Genomic DNA, 15569 nt, shown 5'->3' with positions numbered 1-15569 from the left:
GCGATTGGCCACCTGCCTTTTTCATGATGGCCATCCGATAAGCGTCCATTGCACCCACCCCCTCCCCTCTGCAACAATCGCGAATAATTATCGTTAGTTAATGCATTCGTTCCGGGGGGACGCTGCTTGTCTTCTGCACAGAGCCCACACGCCGATCTGGTCGGTGCGCTGTACCGCGACCACCGCGGCTGGCTGCTCGCCTGGCTGCAACGCAGCATGGCCTGCCGCCAACGTGCCGAAGACGTGAGCCAGGACACCTTCGTGCGCCTGCTCGGCCGTGAGCAACTGGATACGCCCCGCGAACCCCGCGCATTCCTGGCCGCCGTGGCCAAGGGCCTGATGTTCGACCACTTCCGCCGCGCCGCGCTGGAACAGGCCTACCTGGCCGAACTGGCCCTGATGCCGGAAGCCGAACAACCTTCCCCGGAAGTGCAGCACCTGATCCTCGAGGACCTCAAGGCCATCGACCGCCTGCTCGGCAAGCTGTCGAGCAAGGCCCGCGCAGCATTTCTGCACAATCGCCTGGACGGTATGAGCCATGCCGAAATCGCCGAGCGCATGGGGGTTTCGGTGTCGCGGGTGCGCCAGTACATCGCCCAGGGCATGCGCCAGTGCTACGTGGCCCTGTACGGGGAGCCGACGTGAGCAGTGCACCGGTTTCGTCGCGGGTGCTGGAAGCTGCCATTGCCTGGAAACTCAGCCTCGACAACGGCAGCGGCACACCCGACGAGCGCAGCGAATTCATGCGCTGGCATGCCGCCAGCGAGGAGCACGCCCGCGCCTGGCGCCAGCTCGGCGCCATGGACCAGCGCGTGAGCGCCGCTGCCGGCCCGGCACGCCAGGCCCTGCTGCAATCGCGCGCCGGCCTGCGCCGACGCATCGGCAAGGTCGGCGGCGGGCTGGCCGGCATGTTTCTTTTGGGCTCGCTGCTGGCCTGGGTCGGCGCACCATCGCTGGCACCGAGCTACTGGCTGGCCGACCAGCGCACCGCCACCGGCGAGCTGCGTACCCTGCGCCTGGAAGACGGCACCTTGCTGAGCCTGAACAGCCACACTGCCGTGGATATCGACTACGCCGGCGAGCAACGGGTGATCGTGCTGCACCAGGGCGAGATCTCGGTCGAAACCGGCCATCAGGACCCGCGCCCGCTGCTGGTGCGCACCGACGATGGCCGCCTGCGCCCATTGGGCACGCGCTTCCTGGTACGCCGCGAGGACGACGGCACGCGCCTGGAAGTGCTGCAAGCCTCGGTCGCCGCCATGCCGCTGAACAGCGGCGACGAACAGGTGCTGCGCGAAGGCCAGCAGGTGCTGATGAACGCTAACGGCCTTGGCCGGATCGGCACGGTGCCAGCCGGTGCCGACGCCTGGACCCGCGGCATGCTGGTGGTGGACAACGTGCGCCTGGCTGACCTGCTGGCCACGCTCGGCCAGTACCGCAGCGGTTACCTCGGGGTGGACGAGCAAGTCGCCGACCTGCGTGTGACCGGCAGCTTCCCGCTGACCGACACCGACCTGGCGCTGTCGTCGCTGGTGCCGGCACTGCCGGTGAAGGTCGAGCGGCATACGCCGTGGTGGGTGACCGTCGTTCCGAAGTAAACCTGTACCGGCCTCTTCGCGGGCTCGCCCGCTCCCACAAGTACCCCACCGTGCTTGAAACCTGTGTGGTACCTGTGGGAGCGGGCAAGCCCGCGAAAGGGCCGGTATAGGCAAAAACCAATTTCAAATAATTCTCAATTTTTTTCAGATTCGCCCTGTCACTTTTCAAATCTCGCTCGGCAAGGAAGCAGAAAGCACTTATCCGTCGAGGAGCCGCTGCATGTCCCGTGCTGTTGATCGTATCCTGCGCCCCAGCCTGATGGCCCTGGCCATCGCCGTGGCCGCGCCATTGGCCTGCCCTGCCCTGTTCGCCGCCGAGCAATCCGCTCAGCGCGCCTACGACCTGCCCAGCGCCCCGCTGGCCACCACTCTCAACCAGATCGCCAGCCAGGCCGGCATAACCCTGGCCATCGACCCGGCACTGGTCAGTGGTCGCACCTCGCCCCCGGTGAGCGGGCAGTACGATGGCCTTGGTGCCCTGCAGGCCGCCCTGCGCGGCACCGGCCTGCAGCTGCAGCAAAGCAGCGTGGGCAGCTACAGCCTGGTGGCTACGCCGGAAGGGACACTGGCGTTGCCGGAGACTGCGATCAATGCGACTTCCAACTATGAAAGCGCCTGGGGTGCCTCCAGCGGCTACGTGGCCACGCGCACTGCCGCGGGTACCAAGACCGACACACCAATCGTCGAGACCCCACGCTCGATGACTGTCATCACCCGCCAGCAACTGGACGATCGGCAGGTACTCAACCTCAATGACGCCCTGCGCTACACCGCTGGCGTGCAAAGCAGCGGTTACGGTTCGGACTCGCGCGCTGACTGGCTGCGTGTACGAGGTTTCGACCCGACGCAGTTCCTTGACGGCCTGCCGCTGCCCAAGGGTTCGTTCGCCAACCCGAAGGTCGAGCCGTGGAACCTCGAACGCATTACTGTACTGCGCGGCCCGGCGTCGTCGGTGTATGGCCAGACACCACCGGGCGGCATGCTCGACATGGTCAGCCGCCGTCCGCAGCTTGAAAGTGCACACCAGATCGAAGCCCAGGTGGGTAGCAACGAACACAAGCAGATCAACTTCGACAGCACAGGCAAGATCGATGAAGAGGGCAAGTTTCTCTACCGTGTGAGTGGTGTGGTGCGTGACAGCAACTCGCCCGTCGACCACATCCCGGACAAGCGCTACAACATCGCACCCAGCCTGACCTGGAACATCGATGACGATACCAAGCTGACGTTCATCTCCCAGTACACCCGGGACGATACCGGCATCACCGGCCAGTTCCTGCCGCTGCAAGGCACCAAACTGGACGGCCCGACCGGCAAGATTTCCCACCACAAGAACCTTGGCGAACCGGACTGGGACTTCTACGACCGCAGTTACTACGCGTTGGGCTATGCCTTCGAGCACCGACTTAACGACACCTGGCAGTTCCGCCAGAACCTGCGCTACACCAAAAGCGATTTGTCGTTCCAGGCCGTGCAGGTAGCCACCATCAACAGCATCGATGCCGATGGCAACGTCAATCGCGAGTCGGGTATCGTCAACGAAGACATCAGCCAGTTCGCCGTCGACAACAATTTCCAGGCCGACTTCCAGACCGGCGACATCAGCCATACCGTGCTGCTGGGCCTGGACCATCAGCGTTCGAATACCAACTATCAGTGGCTGTATGGCATGGGCGTACCTCCGATCAATGTCAACCGCCCGGTATATGGCGCCGACCTGTCGAACGTCACCTACTTCGCCATGCAGGACTTCCAGCAGAAAACCCACCAGACAGGTGCCTACGTCCAGGACCAGATGTCACTCGACAACTGGCGCCTGACCTTGGGTGGTCGTGAAGACTGGATTCACACCGGCACTGTGTTCCACAACAGCGCCGACGCAACCAATACCCAGCGCGACAAAGCCTTCAGCGGCAACGTCGGCCTGAGTTACGTTTTCGACAACGGCATCACGCCGTACTTCTCCTACACCGAGTCGTTCCAGCCGGCCAGTGGTGCCAACGTCAACTCCACGGAATCTTTCAAGCCAACCGAAGGCCGTCAGTATGAAGTGGGTGTGAAATACCAGCCCGTCGGGACTGACACCCTGCTCACTGCAGCGGTTTATGACCTGAAGCAGCAGAACGTCAGCGTCACGGAAGGCAGCATCACCCGCCAGGTGGGTGAACTGCAGGTTCGCGGCCTGGAACTGGAGGCCGCCACTCAGGTTACCGAGAACCTCAAGGCCATCGCGTCATACACCTATACCGACACCGAGATCCTGAAGGGTGACGACAAAGGCAACCGCATGGCGCTGATCCCGCGCAACCAGGCAACCCTGTGGGCCGACTACACCTGGCACAGCGGGCCACTGGACGGCTTCGGCATTGGCGGTGGTGTGCGCTATGTGGGTGACACCTACGGCAACACTGCCAACACCGAACTGGCCCATGTGGGTTCGTACACGGTGTACGACGCTTCGGTGCACTACGACCTGGGCCGCCTGGACAACAGCATGAAAGGCCTGACGGTAGCCGTGGAGGCGAAGAACCTGTTCAACAAGGACTACCTGGCCAACTGTGACGGTTACTGGTGCTACTACGGCGACGAGCGCAACGTGGTGGCCAGTGTCAATTACAAGTTCTGAGTGAACGGGGGCCGCTTTGCGGCCCTTTCGCGACACAAGGCCGCTCCTACAGGAAAACGTGCTCCCCTGTAGGAGCGGCCTTGTGTCGCGAAAGGGCTGCGCAGCAGCCCCAGCTTCCAACAGGCAAAAATCGGTACCGTGATGAAAAGCCCAACCATCCGCCGCTGGTCGGTGATCCACACCTGGAGCAGCCTGGTCTGCACCCTGTTCCTGCTGTTGCTGGCAGTCACCGGCCTGCCGCTGATCTTCCACCACGAACTCGAACACCTGCTCGGCGACGCCCCCGAACTGCGGGAAATGCCGGCCGATACACCACACCTCGACCTGCAGCAGTTGGTGATCAAGGCCGAGCAGCACCGCCCCGGCGAGGTCATGCAGTACTTCGGCTACGACGAAGACGAAGCCAACGGCGTAGTGGCCATAACCGCCGCCACCGCCGGCACCGAGCCCAATTCGTCGCACACCTTCATGCTCGACGCCCGCACCGGTGAAGCCGTGGCCATGCCGGCCGCCAACGGCGGCTTCATGATGACCATGCTGCGCCTGCACGTGGACATGTTCGCCGGCCTGCCCGGCAAGCTGCTGCTGGCCTTCATGGGCGTGCTGTTCGTCGTGGCGATCATCTCCGGCACCGTGCTCTATGCACCGTTCATGCGCCGCCTGGACTTCGGCACGGTGCGCCACGGCAAATCCCGTCGACTGCGCTGGCTCGACCTGCACAACCTGATCGGCGTGGTCACCTTGGCCTGGGCACTGACGGTAGGCGTGACCGGCGTCATCAGCGCGCTGTCGGACCTGGTCATCGCCGCCTGGCGCAACGACAGCCTGGCCGCCATGGTTGCCCCGTACCGTGATGCCCCACCGCTCACCGAACGCGCCCCGGCCACCCACCTGCTGACCATCGCCGAACAGGCCGCCCCCGGCATGCGCCCGGACTTCATCGCCTTCCCCGGCACACGCTTTTCCAGTGAGCACCACTATGCGGTGTTCATGAAGGGCGCCACGCACCTGACCTCGCACCTGCTCACGCCCGTGCTGATCGATGCGCGAACACTGGCGGTGACCGCCGTCGGCGAACGCCCCTGGTACATGGATGCCATGGGCCTGTCGCAACCACTGCACTTCGGCGACTACGGCGGCCGGCCAATGCAAATCCTGTGGGCGCTACTCGATGTGCTGACCATCATCGTCCTCGGCAGCGGCTTGTACCTGTGGTGGGGCAAGCAACGCACGAAGCGGGAGGCGCGGGCATGAGCCACAAGTCACAGCCGACCTGGCGCATCTTCATCTGGCCGATGGTCGTGGCCTTGCTCACTGCCGTGGGGTTGTTTGCCGCCTTGCTGGGGGACGGGGGCTGGGACAGCCTGGCCTGGCTCGGCCTGGGGGTGTCGGCGGCTCTCGGCCTGCAAGGTTTCTACGCTCGTCCACGGCAGTAACCGGGTAATACCCGCACCCTCTTTTGCCGCGACATGGTTGGCTGCCATCTTCCAAGGAGCCATACCATGACACCTTTGCAGCGCCTCGAAGCGCTCGATCAACAACTCATCGCCCTTGAGCAAGGCAAACCCGAACTGGCGGGCGAAACGGAACCGGCCGCCCTGCGCCAGCGTTTTTTTGGTGACCTGGCAGCGTTCTGGAACGCCCCTGTCGAAACAGGCCACAGCCGCGTCCGGCAACTGCGCGAACTGCGTCATGAGCAACTTCTGGCCGAACTGGAACTGCGCCTCGCCGACCAGACCCTGGACTACAGCCACATCAGCCTGCTGCGCACCTCCCTGGAGCTGCCGCTACCCTGGCAGCGCAACCACCTGCCAGACACCCACCGGGCCCAGGTTTATCGGCCGGTATTCAACCGTTCAAGCCCCCATGGCCGGTTGCCGTTACCCGGCGTGCTGGTACTGGTGGCAGAAGCACCGGAAGGGGCCATTGCCGAGCCCGCAACAGCCACAGGCCAGGCACTGCTGTGCAGCGTGTCTCATGGCGTTGAAGGCTTCGCCAACCTGGCCGAACTGCACAGGGAGCTGTGCGAGCGCCTGGACGACCCCATGCAAAGCCGGCCAATGCTGCAACTGCTACCCCGCCTGCAGGACCAGCAACTGGTCCGGTGTGCCGACCGGCTGCGCTACGAGTGGTTTACCGGCGACCTGGTCGAACAACAGGCCACTGACGTGATCGACGCGCAGCATCAACGGCTCACCATCGCCTGGCACGCCGCCTGGGCGCTTGACCAGAACCCGGATCTACCGGCACTGAAAAGCACCCTGGCCAAACAGCAGTCACTGACCGATCTCATGGGCAGCCAATATGCGTTGTCCACCCGTTATGCGCTGCTGCTGGAAAAACACCTGCCCGCTTGGCTGCGCCAGAGCTCCACGCAAAGCCTGACGCACATCATGCAAACGATCCAGGAGCTCGCCGGGGCCATCACCCAGGCTGCTGCACCCGGCCTTTTGACCCTGGAGGCATTCGGTAATCGCCACCACCTGCTGGCATGGGTGCGCGAACGCCTTGGCAAGGCGCTGCGGCGCGAATTCTCCATCGACTTGCCTGCCGAAAAAGTCTGCATAACCGTCACGCTTGCACACCGCACCGGCCCGCTGATCAACCCGCTGGCACCTTCGGGTTACGTGGCCGTTGCCAACCGTCGCCATGTCGGTGGCACCATCGAACTGGTAACCACCACCTACCGCCTGGACGAGCTGGCCCTGCTGAACATCGGCTGGTTCGACGTCGATTACTGGCTGACTGCCCGAATACACCACGAAGACGGTTCCACGCTGGAGTCAATATCCGCAGAAGGGGTAAAGCGCCTGGTGCGCGAGCTTGACGCCGGCAGTGGCTACATCCGCTACCTGCGAACCCACCTGCTGGAGTCTCCAGGTGCGCGCTGGCGCATGCAATGCCACGGCAACATGAACCGCGCCCGCATGCGCGCCGAGGCGGCCAAGGCCCGCTATGCCAGGCACTTTCTGAACGATACCCACGAGCGAGGCTATCGCTGGGTCAAAGCCGTCACCGACCACCCCGACAACAATTGGCGCCCTACCATCGACGAGCATCGTATCGCGGTGCGCCAGCTGATCATCGACGGGCACACGCTGCAAGGGGTACTGCTGCTCAATGCCGAGAGCGACAACCAGCCGTCGCTGGTGCTGTATACACCGGACGCACCCGACCGGCGCGCATGGCGTGAATACCCCGATACCCGGGCGCTGCTCAGAACCCTTCGCAGCACGCCGTCCTTGCGAAAATACCTGATCCAGCGCGCGCCTCTGGCTGATGGCAAGCGGCTCGACAAATTGGTGCGCAAGGGCCGCCTCGGGCCATATGTGCAAAGGCCAATGATCAACGGCAACCTCTTCGATGCCCTTTACAAGGCCCAGGTCCACGCCATGATCGCCGAGGCCGATACCAACAGCCGCAGCAACCGCGAGCTGCTCGGCGAGTACGGGCTGTCGACGCTGCGCCTGGTTCTCGACATGATCAGCCTCGTGCTACCGGCCCCGACAATGTCAGCCCTAGCCTTCGGCCGTATGTCGATTTCGCTGTGGGACGGCTTCGAAGCCCTGGAAAAAGAGGATTACGCAGCAACCTTCCACCACGCCATGGCCGCTTTGAGCCACAGCGCCGACGGGTTGTCCAGTTTCGCTGGCTCGCCCCTCATGCGCAGGGCGATGCGCGGCCTGCCACCGCAACCCCCGCGCCCACTGCCGAAAACCCACGAAGCGGCCGTGGACGTGAGCAAGCTGCGCTACCGGATCGACGGGGTTCATGGCGAGGAAGTGTACGAACAGATCAACAGCGTGCCAGGCCCGGACCGTTACTTCGTCAAGGACAGCCAGGGGCGGTTGTACAACGTCCACTTCGACGGCTATCGCTGGCGGGTGCTCGACCCCAGGCAGCCGGATGCCTACGCGCAGCTGCCGATCAAACGGCTGCGCAATGGCAATTGGGTGGTCGATTCCATCGTGCTATGGCATGACGGGTTGCCTGACGTAGCCCAGCTGTTGGAAGAGGTACGCCTGCAACCGCCGCTCGAGGGCGAATCGGTGGCAGGGGAAGCCGACCTGCACGACGCCGGGGGGCAACTCTATCTACAGCTGGGTGACCAGCAGTTGCCGGTTCGTCGGCACCTGCTCGCCGGGCATTACCATCTGCTGCTGCCCGAGAAGGCACTGGGCGCAGTCCACGCCTGGGCAGTACTGCGCCAACAGGGCGGCCAATGGCGTATTCGCGTGCGCCAGCCAGGCCGCAGCAGCGACTGGCTGGCACTGCCGGCGGACTACTCGGCCAGCTTGGGCAGCAGCCGGTCCAGCCGCTGATGCAAGGCACTGCCACTCGGCCAGTTGCGCAGCAGCCGCGCCCGATCACGGGCGTAGGCCGGGGCAAAGCTGAGCTGGGTGGCGTGCTGGCACATGGCGTCGAGGTCGATCAGCGACCACTGGCCGTTGTGCCAGAACAGGTTGTGGCCCTTGAAGTCACCATGGCTGATACGCTCGCGAATCAGCTGCTGCATCACATGCACCAGGGCATCCACCTGCTCCTCGGGCGCATCGCCGTTATCCACGTAGGGCGCGAAGCATTCGGCCAGGTCTGGGCCATCGATATACTCGGTGACCAGGTAGGCACGGCTTCGCAGCCCCATCACCCGTTGTTCCAGCACCGCGAGTGGACGCGGCGTGGCAATATCGAGGAATTCCAGGCGGTGGCCTTCGACCCAGGAATGCCAGGCCCGGCTCGGGCGCCAGAAGCGCTTGAACCAGTGCGCGGTGTTCTTGATGTTGTAGCGTTTGAGCACCAGCGTGCGGCCGCCAACCTCGATGCGCGCCACGCTGGCCGCACCACCGGTCTTGTACAGGTGGCCCTGGTCGATCAACGCGTCGGCCTGCTCCAGCACCGGCAACATGGCTTCGGCCTCGTCGCGGCGGACTGCCCGCAAGCCCGAAAGGCTGCGCTCGACACTGAACAGGCTGCATTCACGACCAGCCTTTTCCAGGTAATCCTTCTGGCGCCAGCTGCGCACCTTGTCCACCTGCTTCTGCAAGGCTTCCAGCGGCAGCGCATGCTCGGCGTTGGCCAGCAGGTAGTGCACCAGCAGTTCTTCGATGAACGGCTCCAGGCGCTTGGGTAGCTGGGCGAAGAATACCCCCAGGTTTTCCAGCACACGTGGGCGCGACAGCTGCTGGCCAGGCGTTTCGGCCTTGATGCCGGCGCCGTCGATCAGGTACAGCTTGCCGCCGTGGCGCAGCAGGTTGTCCAGGTGCAGGTCTTCCTGCCACAGGCCCCGGGCGTGCATGTGCGCCACTGCGGTGAGCGCCTCGCCCAGCACCAGGTGCTGCTCGTCGGCCAGTACCGGCAAGCTCTCCACTGCCGCCCAGGCATCGGCCAGGCTTTCGGCGCCGTCGAGGAATTCGAACAGCAGCCAGCCGCCCTCGCCTTCCTTGAGGCCGTCGGCCAGCAGCTTCGGCGTGGTCAGGCCCTGCTCGGCCAGCAGCTTCACGCCCTGCAGTTCGCGCTGGAAATGCCGTGCAGCGTTACCACCGACCAGCAGCTTGGCCAGCACCGGAGTGCCGCGCCACACGCCGGCGCCCACATAGCGCTGGCCCGGCAGCACGCGCAGCAGGCTGAGCAATTGCAGGTCGGCCGTGCCGGCAGCATCGGCCAGGGTGATGCTCAGGGGCAACGAGGGGCTGCGCCCGGCCTCTTTCAATTCAGACAAACGCATCAGCGGGCCTCTTTTTCACGACGGCGTTGCGTCAGGCGTTGCAGCCAGGTATCGACCAGCGTGCCATCGGCAGGCTGCGCCAGGTAGCTGGCCAGCAAGGTACGTACATCACGCTCGCTCCAGACCGGGGCACGACGCAGCAGCGGCTCCAGGTCCTTGAGACGGTCACGCATGCCGAACAGCAGGGGGCGGGTCTTCTCCAGGTCGATCAGTTGCGCGTCCCAGCCTTCGCGGCGCTGGCGCAGGAAGATGTGCTTGGGGTAGAAGCAGCCATGCACCTGGCCGGCGCTGTGCAGGGTGCGCGCCAGCTGGCCGCAGGCCTGCAGGACGCCATTGCGTTCAGCATCGCTCAGTTGTGGCCACTGGGCCAGCAGGCTGTCGAGGTCGGCCCATTCGTCCAGGGCGCGAGTCATCAGGATCGCCCGGTGCGTGCCGCCTTTCTTGCGCTCGCCATAGAACACCGCCTGCAAGGCCGGAATCTGCAGCTTCTGGTAACGGCTGATGTTGCGGAATTCGCGGGCGAAGGTCGGCTCGCCGAATGGCCGGTGCAGGGTACGGGTCAGGTAGTCGCTCTGGCGCTTGAGGTAGTAGCCCTTGCCTTCGAGCTCCAGGCGGAACACGCTGCTCCAGCCACCGCGGCCGGTGTTCGGTTCGTCCACGGCATCCAGTTGCAGCGCCCACAGCGCCTCGAAGTCGTCCAGGCCATGGCGTTTGAGCAGCGCGAGGTCCGCGCTGGCCAGGTAATCGGTCATTCCCTTCCCTCGAAAAAGCTCACCACCTGGCGAATGCGCTTCTTGTCACGCGCATTCAGCCGGTCGCGGCCACGGTATTGCAGGTAGAAACGCAGGCGCTGGGTTGCCGACAGGTGGTATTTGGCCACTTTGTCCAGACACGCCAAGTCCTTGATCATCCGGTGCCGCCACATGAAGCCGCGCCAGAAATCGCCGGTGGGGCAGTCGATGAAGAATAGCGTGCCCTGGTCGTCGACCAGCAGGTTGCGCCATTTCAGGTCGTTGTGGGCGAAGTGGTGCTGGTGCATGACCCGGGTGTGGCGCGCCAGCTGGCTGCTGACATGCCCGACCCAGGCGCGATCGGCCAGGCGTGCATCGTTGCGCTCGGCCAGCGCCGACAGGTCTTCGGTGCGCGGCAGTTCGCGGGTGATCATGGCCCCCCGGCCAAAGGCCAGGCCATTGCGCTCCAGGCCCCAGGCCACCACTTCGGCAGTGGGGATGCCCCACTTGTCGAACTGCTTGAGGTTCTGCCATTCGGCCTTGATCCGCGGCCGGCCCAGGTAACGGCGCATGTGCTTGCCTGCCCCGGTGTAGCGCTTGACGTAGTAATTGACCCCGTCACGCTCGATACGCACCACCTCGCTGATCGGGTCGCGGGTCAGGCGCTCGCCTTGCAGGGCAAATACCGCTTCCAGGCTGCCGAAGTCCGCCGCCAGGTGTTCATAGCCTGGCGCCAGTGTCCACCCCGCCATCAGAGTGCATCCCCATAACGTTGCTTGCGGTCATAGAGTTTCTGCGCCTTGCGCTCCAGCCAGGCGAGCAGCGCGGCTTCATCCTTCAGGACCTGCCGCAGCGGGCGCTGGAAGTAACCGCGCAGGAAGCGCAGCTTGTCGCGCTGGGTCAGGCCGATGTCCAGCGCCGAGAAGTACAGCGCGGCCAGGTCCTTGTCGCGCCAGCGGCGGCTGATTTTCGCCCGGGTCTGCGCGCGGTGCAGGTCGATCACCGACAGTTTGAAGTCGTCCGCCGTCACCGGGCGGTCGGTGTGCAGCAGGAAGTGGCAGATGTAGCAGTCGCGGTGGTTGACCCCCGCGCGGTGCATGCCGCCGGTCATCTTCGCCACTTCGGCGATCAGCGCGCGCTTCAGGCGCGGCTCGGGCGGCTGCCTGACCCAGTCGATGCTGAAGTCTTCCAGGCTGATGGTCGGCGCCAGTTCTTCGGTGATGATGAACGAATGCTGCGCGGCCGGGTTGCTGCCACGCTCGCCATAGGCGACGGCAGTCATGGTCGGCACGCCAACCTGGTGCAGGCGCTGGATGGCCTGCCATTCCTGGCCGGCGCCAAGCACCGGCAGCTTGGCGGTAAGCAGGTTCTTGAAGATCTCGCCCCAGCCGATGCCGCGGTGGATCTTGACGAAGAAGCCCTCGCCAGCGACCTCGGTGCGCAGCGTGCGGCGCCCTTCCAGTTCGCGATAGACCTCGCCTTGCAGCGCCTCCACGGCATCGAAGGCATCACGCCCGGCCCACAGGCGCTTGAACGGTTCGGCCAGTATCAGCTTCATGCGGACTCCTGCCCCAGGATCACGTCGGCGGCATGCTGCGGCATGCTGTACAGATCGGCGGTTTCAGCAAACGCCAGGCCGTTGCGCGACCAGCCGGCGCGGGCCTGTTGGTCTTCGAGCATGCGCTGCAGGTAGCCATTGAGCTGTTCCTGCTCGAACGGCTCGTCCAGCACCAGGCCGCTGTCGGCCTCGGCAATGTAGTGGGCGTAGCCGCACACCTTGGAGACCAGCACCGGCAGGCCGGCCACCAGCGCCTCGAGCAGCACCGTGCCGGTGTTTTCGTTGTACGCCGGGTGGATCAGCAGGTCGGCGCCCAGCAGGAAGCGCGGGATGTCGCTGCGGCCCTTGAGGAACTGCACCTGCTCGCCCAGGCCCAAGGTAGCGCTTTGCAGCTGGAACACCTTGGGGTCATCCTGGCCGATCACCATCAGCCTGGTGCGCTTGCGCAGGGCCGACGGCAGCGCGGCCAGGGCCTTGAGGCTGCGGTCAACGCCCTTGGTCTTGAAGCCCGAGCCAATCTGCACCAGCAGCAGGTCGTCATCGCCCAGGTTGAATTCCTTGCGGAACTCGGCGCGGATTTCGCCGGCATTGGCCGGCGCGCGGCGGTCTTGGGAAATGCCCGGCGGCAGCAGGTGGAAACGCTCCACCGGGGTGCCGTAGTGCTTGATGAACAGCGGCTGCTGCACTTCGGAAATCATCAGCACTTCGGTATGGGCGTCCTTGGCGAACACCGCACGTTCGTACTCGGCAAAGTGCCGGTAGCGGCCCCAACGGCGGTACAGGCCGCCACGCAGGGTCTGCGCCTTGTCCTCGAAGCAGCCGTCGGCGGCGTAGTACACGTCCAGCCCAGGCATCTTGTTGAAACCGATAAGGCGGTCGACCGGGCGCTTGGCCAGGTCGGCGGCCATCCAGGCGCTGAGCTTCTCGTTGCGGCGGTGGTTGAAAATCGCCTTCACCGGCGCCACCAGCACTTCGAAGCCCGGCGGAATGTCACCCTCCCAGATCAACGTGTACACACGGATCTGGTGGCCCCGCTTCTGGCATTCCAGGGCAATGCGCATGAAGTCGCGCTGCAGCCCGCCAAAGGGGAAATATTTGTAAAGCACGAAAGCCAGTTGCATCAACGGACATCCTCAGCCAGCAGCAACGCGCTCAAGCGGCTCGCCACATGCTCGGGATTCAGGCGAGTGAAGCACAATGGCCACTCGCGTTTCAGATCGAACCGGCGCAGGTCATCGGCGCTCGGTTTGTAGGTGCACTTTTTCTGCAGGCAGGGCGCGCAGGGCCAGTCACTGGCCTGGTGAATCTGGGTCCGTCCGTAGGCGCCGGTCAGGCCCGGGTTGGTCGGGCCGAACAGCGAAATGGTGGGCACATCGAGTGCCGCCGCCAGGTGGCCGAGGCCGGTATCGACCGCCACGCAGGCTTTTGCCGCCGCCAGCACGCGTGCGACGCCGGCAAGGTTCAATTTGGGGAGCACCTGGCAGTTGTTCAAGCCTTGGGCGATGCGCTCGGCCCGCGCCTTCTCGGCCGGGTTGCCCCACGGCAGGCGCACTTCCAGCTTGCGCCGGCCCATACGCTCGGCCAGTTCGCGCCAGTAGGCTTCGGGCCAGTGCTTGGTCGCCCAGGTGGTGCCATGCAGGAACACCACATAGGGGGCGGCCGGCGGCAGTTGCAGGCGCTCGAGGTCGAGGCCGTAGTTGCCGATGCCTTCCGGCAGGTCGTAGGCCAGGGCCATGGCGAACAGCTGGCGCACCCGCTCCACCGCGTGCTGGCCGGTGGCAACCGACAGGCGCCGGTCATAGAAGCGGCTGGCCCAGCCTTCGCGGGCCGAGTAGCGGTCCAGGCCAGCCACCGGCGCCTTCACGTAGCGGGTCAGCCAGGCCGATTTGACCAGGCCCTGGGCGTCGATCACCAGGTCGTACTTGCGCTCGCGTACACGTTGCTTGAACGCCTTCCACTCGCCGCTCTTGATGGTTTGCCAGAGGTTCTTGCGCCAGCGGCGAATGGCCACCGGGATCACCTGGTCGACCGCCGGGTGCCAGCTGGGGATTTCGGCGAAGCCTTCTTCCACCACCCAGTCGAAGCGGATGCCCGGGATGGCGTGGGCGGCATCGGTAAGCGCCGGCAAGGTGTGGATCACATCACCCAGCGACGAAGTCTTGATGATCAGTACCCGCACTTAGTCGACCTCGGCCACGGTATCGATCAGGTCCGGCCCGGTCAGGCTGTGCAGGGCAGCGATGACTTTGCCCGGTTCCAGCAAGCGCAGGCAGTTGTAGTGGCCGAAGCGGCAGGTGCGGTCGAAGCACGGGCTGCACTCGATGCCGGTGCGCACCACTTCCACGTGCTCGGCCAGCGGCGGGGTGAAGCCCGGCGAGGTCGAGCCGTACACCGCCACCAGCGGGCGGTTCAGCGCGGCGGCCACGTGCATCAGGCCCGAGTCGTTGGACACCACGGCATGGGCGCAGGACATCAGGTCGATAGCCTCGGCCAGCGAGGTTTCGCCGGCCAGGTTGGACGATTCTTCACGCAAGCCCGGGATCAGCCGGTCGCGGATCTGCTCACCAACCGGGTGATCGTTCTTCGAGCCGAACAGCCACACCTGCCAGCCCTGGCGGATCATCGCATCGGCCACGGTGGCGTAGTGCTCGGCCGGCCAGCGCTTGGCCTCGCCGAACTCGGCACCGGGGCACAGCGCCAGCACCGGGCGGTCCAGCTCCAGGCCGAACTTGGCCAGGGCGGCGTCGCGGCTTTGCGCTTCAATCTGCAGGCTGGGGCGCGGGTACGGCTGCGGCAGCTCGGCGCCGGGTGCGTAAGCCAGGGCCATGAAGCGCTCGATCATCAGCGGGTAGCGGGCCTTGTCCAGCTTGCGCACGTCGTTGAGCAGGCCGAAGCGCATTTCGCCACGCCAGCCGGTGCGCTTGGGGATACCGGCAAAGAACGGCACCAGCGCCGACTTGAGCGAGTTGGGCAGCAGGATGGCCTGGTCGTACTGGCCGGCCAGGGACTTGCCGATGCGCCGCCGCGTGGCCAGTTCCAGTGCGCCGTGGCCGAGCGGGAAGCTCAGGGCCTGACGGACCTCGGGCATGCGTTCGAGGATCGGCCGGCTCCACTCGGGGGCCAGCACATCGATCACGCAGTCGGGGTGCTGCTGTTTCAGGCACTGGAACAGGGTCTGCGCCATCACCATGTCGCCGACCCAGCTGGGGCCAATGATCAGTATTCTCATGCTTAGTCCAGAAACGCTCGGGGAGGCTACAGGCTGCGGTACAGCCTGGCCTCCCCTCTTTATATTCAGGCTATGTGGCGGACAGTGTACCACTCACATGGC

Annotated in this window: 13 protein-coding genes; 6 read left to right on the top strand and 7 right to left on the bottom strand. The window is 64.9% G+C overall.

Annotated features, from left to right (window positions below):
• Nucleotides 1–126 precede the first annotated feature (126 nt).
• From CAG44_RS09665 to CAG44_RS09635, 6 genes are all read left to right on the top strand, one after another.
• A complete protein-coding gene (locus CAG44_RS09665) occupies nucleotides 127–645 on the top strand; it encodes an RNA polymerase sigma factor (RefSeq protein WP_085591343.1) in 519 nt (172 codons plus the stop codon).
• The gene (locus tag CAG44_RS09660) at nucleotides 642–1598 is read left to right on the top strand and encodes a FecR domain-containing protein (protein ID WP_085692009.1); all 957 of its coding nucleotides are present in this window, start codon (nucleotides 642–644) and stop codon (nucleotides 1596–1598) included. The genes CAG44_RS09665 and CAG44_RS09660 overlap by 4 nt, the downstream gene beginning before the upstream one ends.
• A gap of 220 nt (nucleotides 1599–1818) precedes the next feature.
• Complete coding sequence (locus CAG44_RS09650; RefSeq protein ID WP_085692008.1) at nucleotides 1819–4224, top strand: TonB-dependent siderophore receptor; 2406 nt, start codon at nucleotides 1819–1821, stop codon at nucleotides 4222–4224.
• Between the two features lie 141 nt (nucleotides 4225–4365).
• Nucleotides 4366–5478 carry a PepSY domain-containing protein gene (locus CAG44_RS09645; RefSeq protein ID WP_085618454.1) on the top strand — a complete coding sequence of 371 codons (1113 nt, stop codon included), beginning with the start codon at nucleotides 4366–4368 and terminating at the stop codon, nucleotides 5476–5478.
• Nucleotides 5475–5660, top strand: coding sequence for a hypothetical protein (locus CAG44_RS09640; protein WP_085692007.1), 186 nt, complete (start codon nucleotides 5475–5477; stop codon nucleotides 5658–5660). The genes CAG44_RS09645 and CAG44_RS09640 overlap by 4 nt, the downstream gene beginning before the upstream one ends.
• Before the next feature lie 66 nt (nucleotides 5661–5726).
• Nucleotides 5727–8546, top strand: a complete 2820-nt coding sequence (locus tag CAG44_RS09635) for a dermonecrotic toxin domain-containing protein (protein ID WP_085692006.1) — start codon at nucleotides 5727–5729, stop codon at nucleotides 8544–8546.
• On the opposite strand, the gene CAG44_RS09630 is transcribed toward CAG44_RS09635, so the two are convergent.
• Genes CAG44_RS09630 through waaF form a run of 7 tightly spaced genes read right to left on the bottom strand, consistent with a single transcriptional unit; the run spans nucleotide 8507 to nucleotide 15467 of the window.
• Nucleotides 8507–9949: a lipopolysaccharide kinase InaA family protein gene (locus tag CAG44_RS09630; RefSeq protein ID WP_085591335.1), complete on the bottom strand. Its 1443-nt coding sequence runs from the start codon at nucleotides 9947–9949 to the stop codon at nucleotides 8507–8509. The genes CAG44_RS09635 and CAG44_RS09630 overlap by 40 nt on opposite strands.
• A complete protein-coding gene (locus tag CAG44_RS09625) occupies nucleotides 9949–10701 on the bottom strand; it encodes a lipopolysaccharide kinase InaA family protein (RefSeq protein ID WP_025337413.1) in 753 nt (250 codons plus the stop codon). The genes CAG44_RS09630 and CAG44_RS09625 overlap by 1 nt, the downstream gene beginning before the upstream one ends.
• The gene (locus tag CAG44_RS09620; RefSeq protein WP_085591333.1) at nucleotides 10698–11432 is read right to left on the bottom strand and encodes a lipopolysaccharide kinase InaA family protein; all 735 of its coding nucleotides are present in this window, start codon (nucleotides 11430–11432) and stop codon (nucleotides 10698–10700) included. Before CAG44_RS09620 ends, CAG44_RS09625 begins: the two co-directional genes overlap by 4 nt.
• A complete protein-coding gene (gene rfaP, locus CAG44_RS09615; RefSeq protein ID WP_025337411.1) occupies nucleotides 11432–12238 on the bottom strand; it encodes a lipopolysaccharide core heptose(I) kinase RfaP in 807 nt (268 codons plus the stop codon). The genes CAG44_RS09620 and rfaP overlap by 1 nt, the downstream gene beginning before the upstream one ends.
• The gene (locus tag CAG44_RS09610) at nucleotides 12235–13359 is read right to left on the bottom strand and encodes a glycosyltransferase family 4 protein (RefSeq protein WP_085692005.1); all 1125 of its coding nucleotides are present in this window, start codon (nucleotides 13357–13359) and stop codon (nucleotides 12235–12237) included. Before CAG44_RS09610 ends, rfaP begins: the two co-directional genes overlap by 4 nt.
• Complete coding sequence (waaC, locus tag CAG44_RS09605; protein WP_015268679.1) at nucleotides 13359–14417, bottom strand: lipopolysaccharide heptosyltransferase I; 1059 nt, start codon at nucleotides 14415–14417, stop codon at nucleotides 13359–13361. The genes CAG44_RS09610 and waaC overlap by 1 nt, the downstream gene beginning before the upstream one ends.
• Nucleotides 14418–15467 (bottom strand): lipopolysaccharide heptosyltransferase II, encoded by a 1050-nt coding sequence (gene waaF, locus CAG44_RS09600; RefSeq protein WP_013970536.1) that lies wholly within the window; start codon nucleotides 15465–15467, stop codon nucleotides 14418–14420.
• Between the last annotated feature and the right edge of the window lie 102 nt (nucleotides 15468–15569).

It is taken from the genome of Pseudomonas sp. B13(2017), assembly GCF_002113245.1.
Taxonomy (GTDB): domain Bacteria; phylum Pseudomonadota; class Gammaproteobacteria; order Pseudomonadales; family Pseudomonadaceae; genus Aquipseudomonas; species Aquipseudomonas putida_Z.
Note: the sequence above shows the minus strand (reverse complement) of the source record. Positions and strands in the feature narration are given on the sequence as shown.

Bases quoted from the DNA above. Each gene is read 5' to 3' on its own strand.
- CAG44_RS09620 (WP_085591333.1), bottom strand. From the start codon at position 11,432: ATGGCGGGGTGGACACTGGCGCCAGGCTATGAACACCTGGCGGCGGAC.
- CAG44_RS09650 (WP_085692008.1), top strand. From the start codon at position 1,819: ATGTCCCGTGCTGTTGATCGTATCCTGCGCCCCAGCCTGATGGCCCTG.
- CAG44_RS09625 (WP_025337413.1), bottom strand. From the start codon at position 10,701: ATGACCGATTACCTGGCCAGCGCGGACCTCGCGCTGCTCAAACGCCAT.
- CAG44_RS09630 (WP_085591335.1), bottom strand. From the start codon at position 9,949: ATGCGTTTGTCTGAATTGAAAGAGGCCGGGCGCAGCCCCTCGTTGCCC.
- waaF (WP_013970536.1), bottom strand. From the start codon at position 15,467: ATGAGAATACTGATCATTGGCCCCAGCTGGGTCGGCGACATGGTGATG.
- CAG44_RS09635 (WP_085692006.1), top strand. From the start codon at position 5,727: ATGACACCTTTGCAGCGCCTCGAAGCGCTCGATCAACAACTCATCGCC.
- CAG44_RS09640 (WP_085692007.1), top strand. From the start codon at position 5,475: ATGAGCCACAAGTCACAGCCGACCTGGCGCATCTTCATCTGGCCGATG.
- CAG44_RS09610 (WP_085692005.1), bottom strand. From the start codon at position 13,359: ATGCAACTGGCTTTCGTGCTTTACAAATATTTCCCCTTTGGCGGGCTG.
- rfaP (WP_025337411.1), bottom strand. From the start codon at position 12,238: ATGAAGCTGATACTGGCCGAACCGTTCAAGCGCCTGTGGGCCGGGCGT.
- CAG44_RS09645 (WP_085618454.1), top strand. From the start codon at position 4,366: ATGAAAAGCCCAACCATCCGCCGCTGGTCGGTGATCCACACCTGGAGC.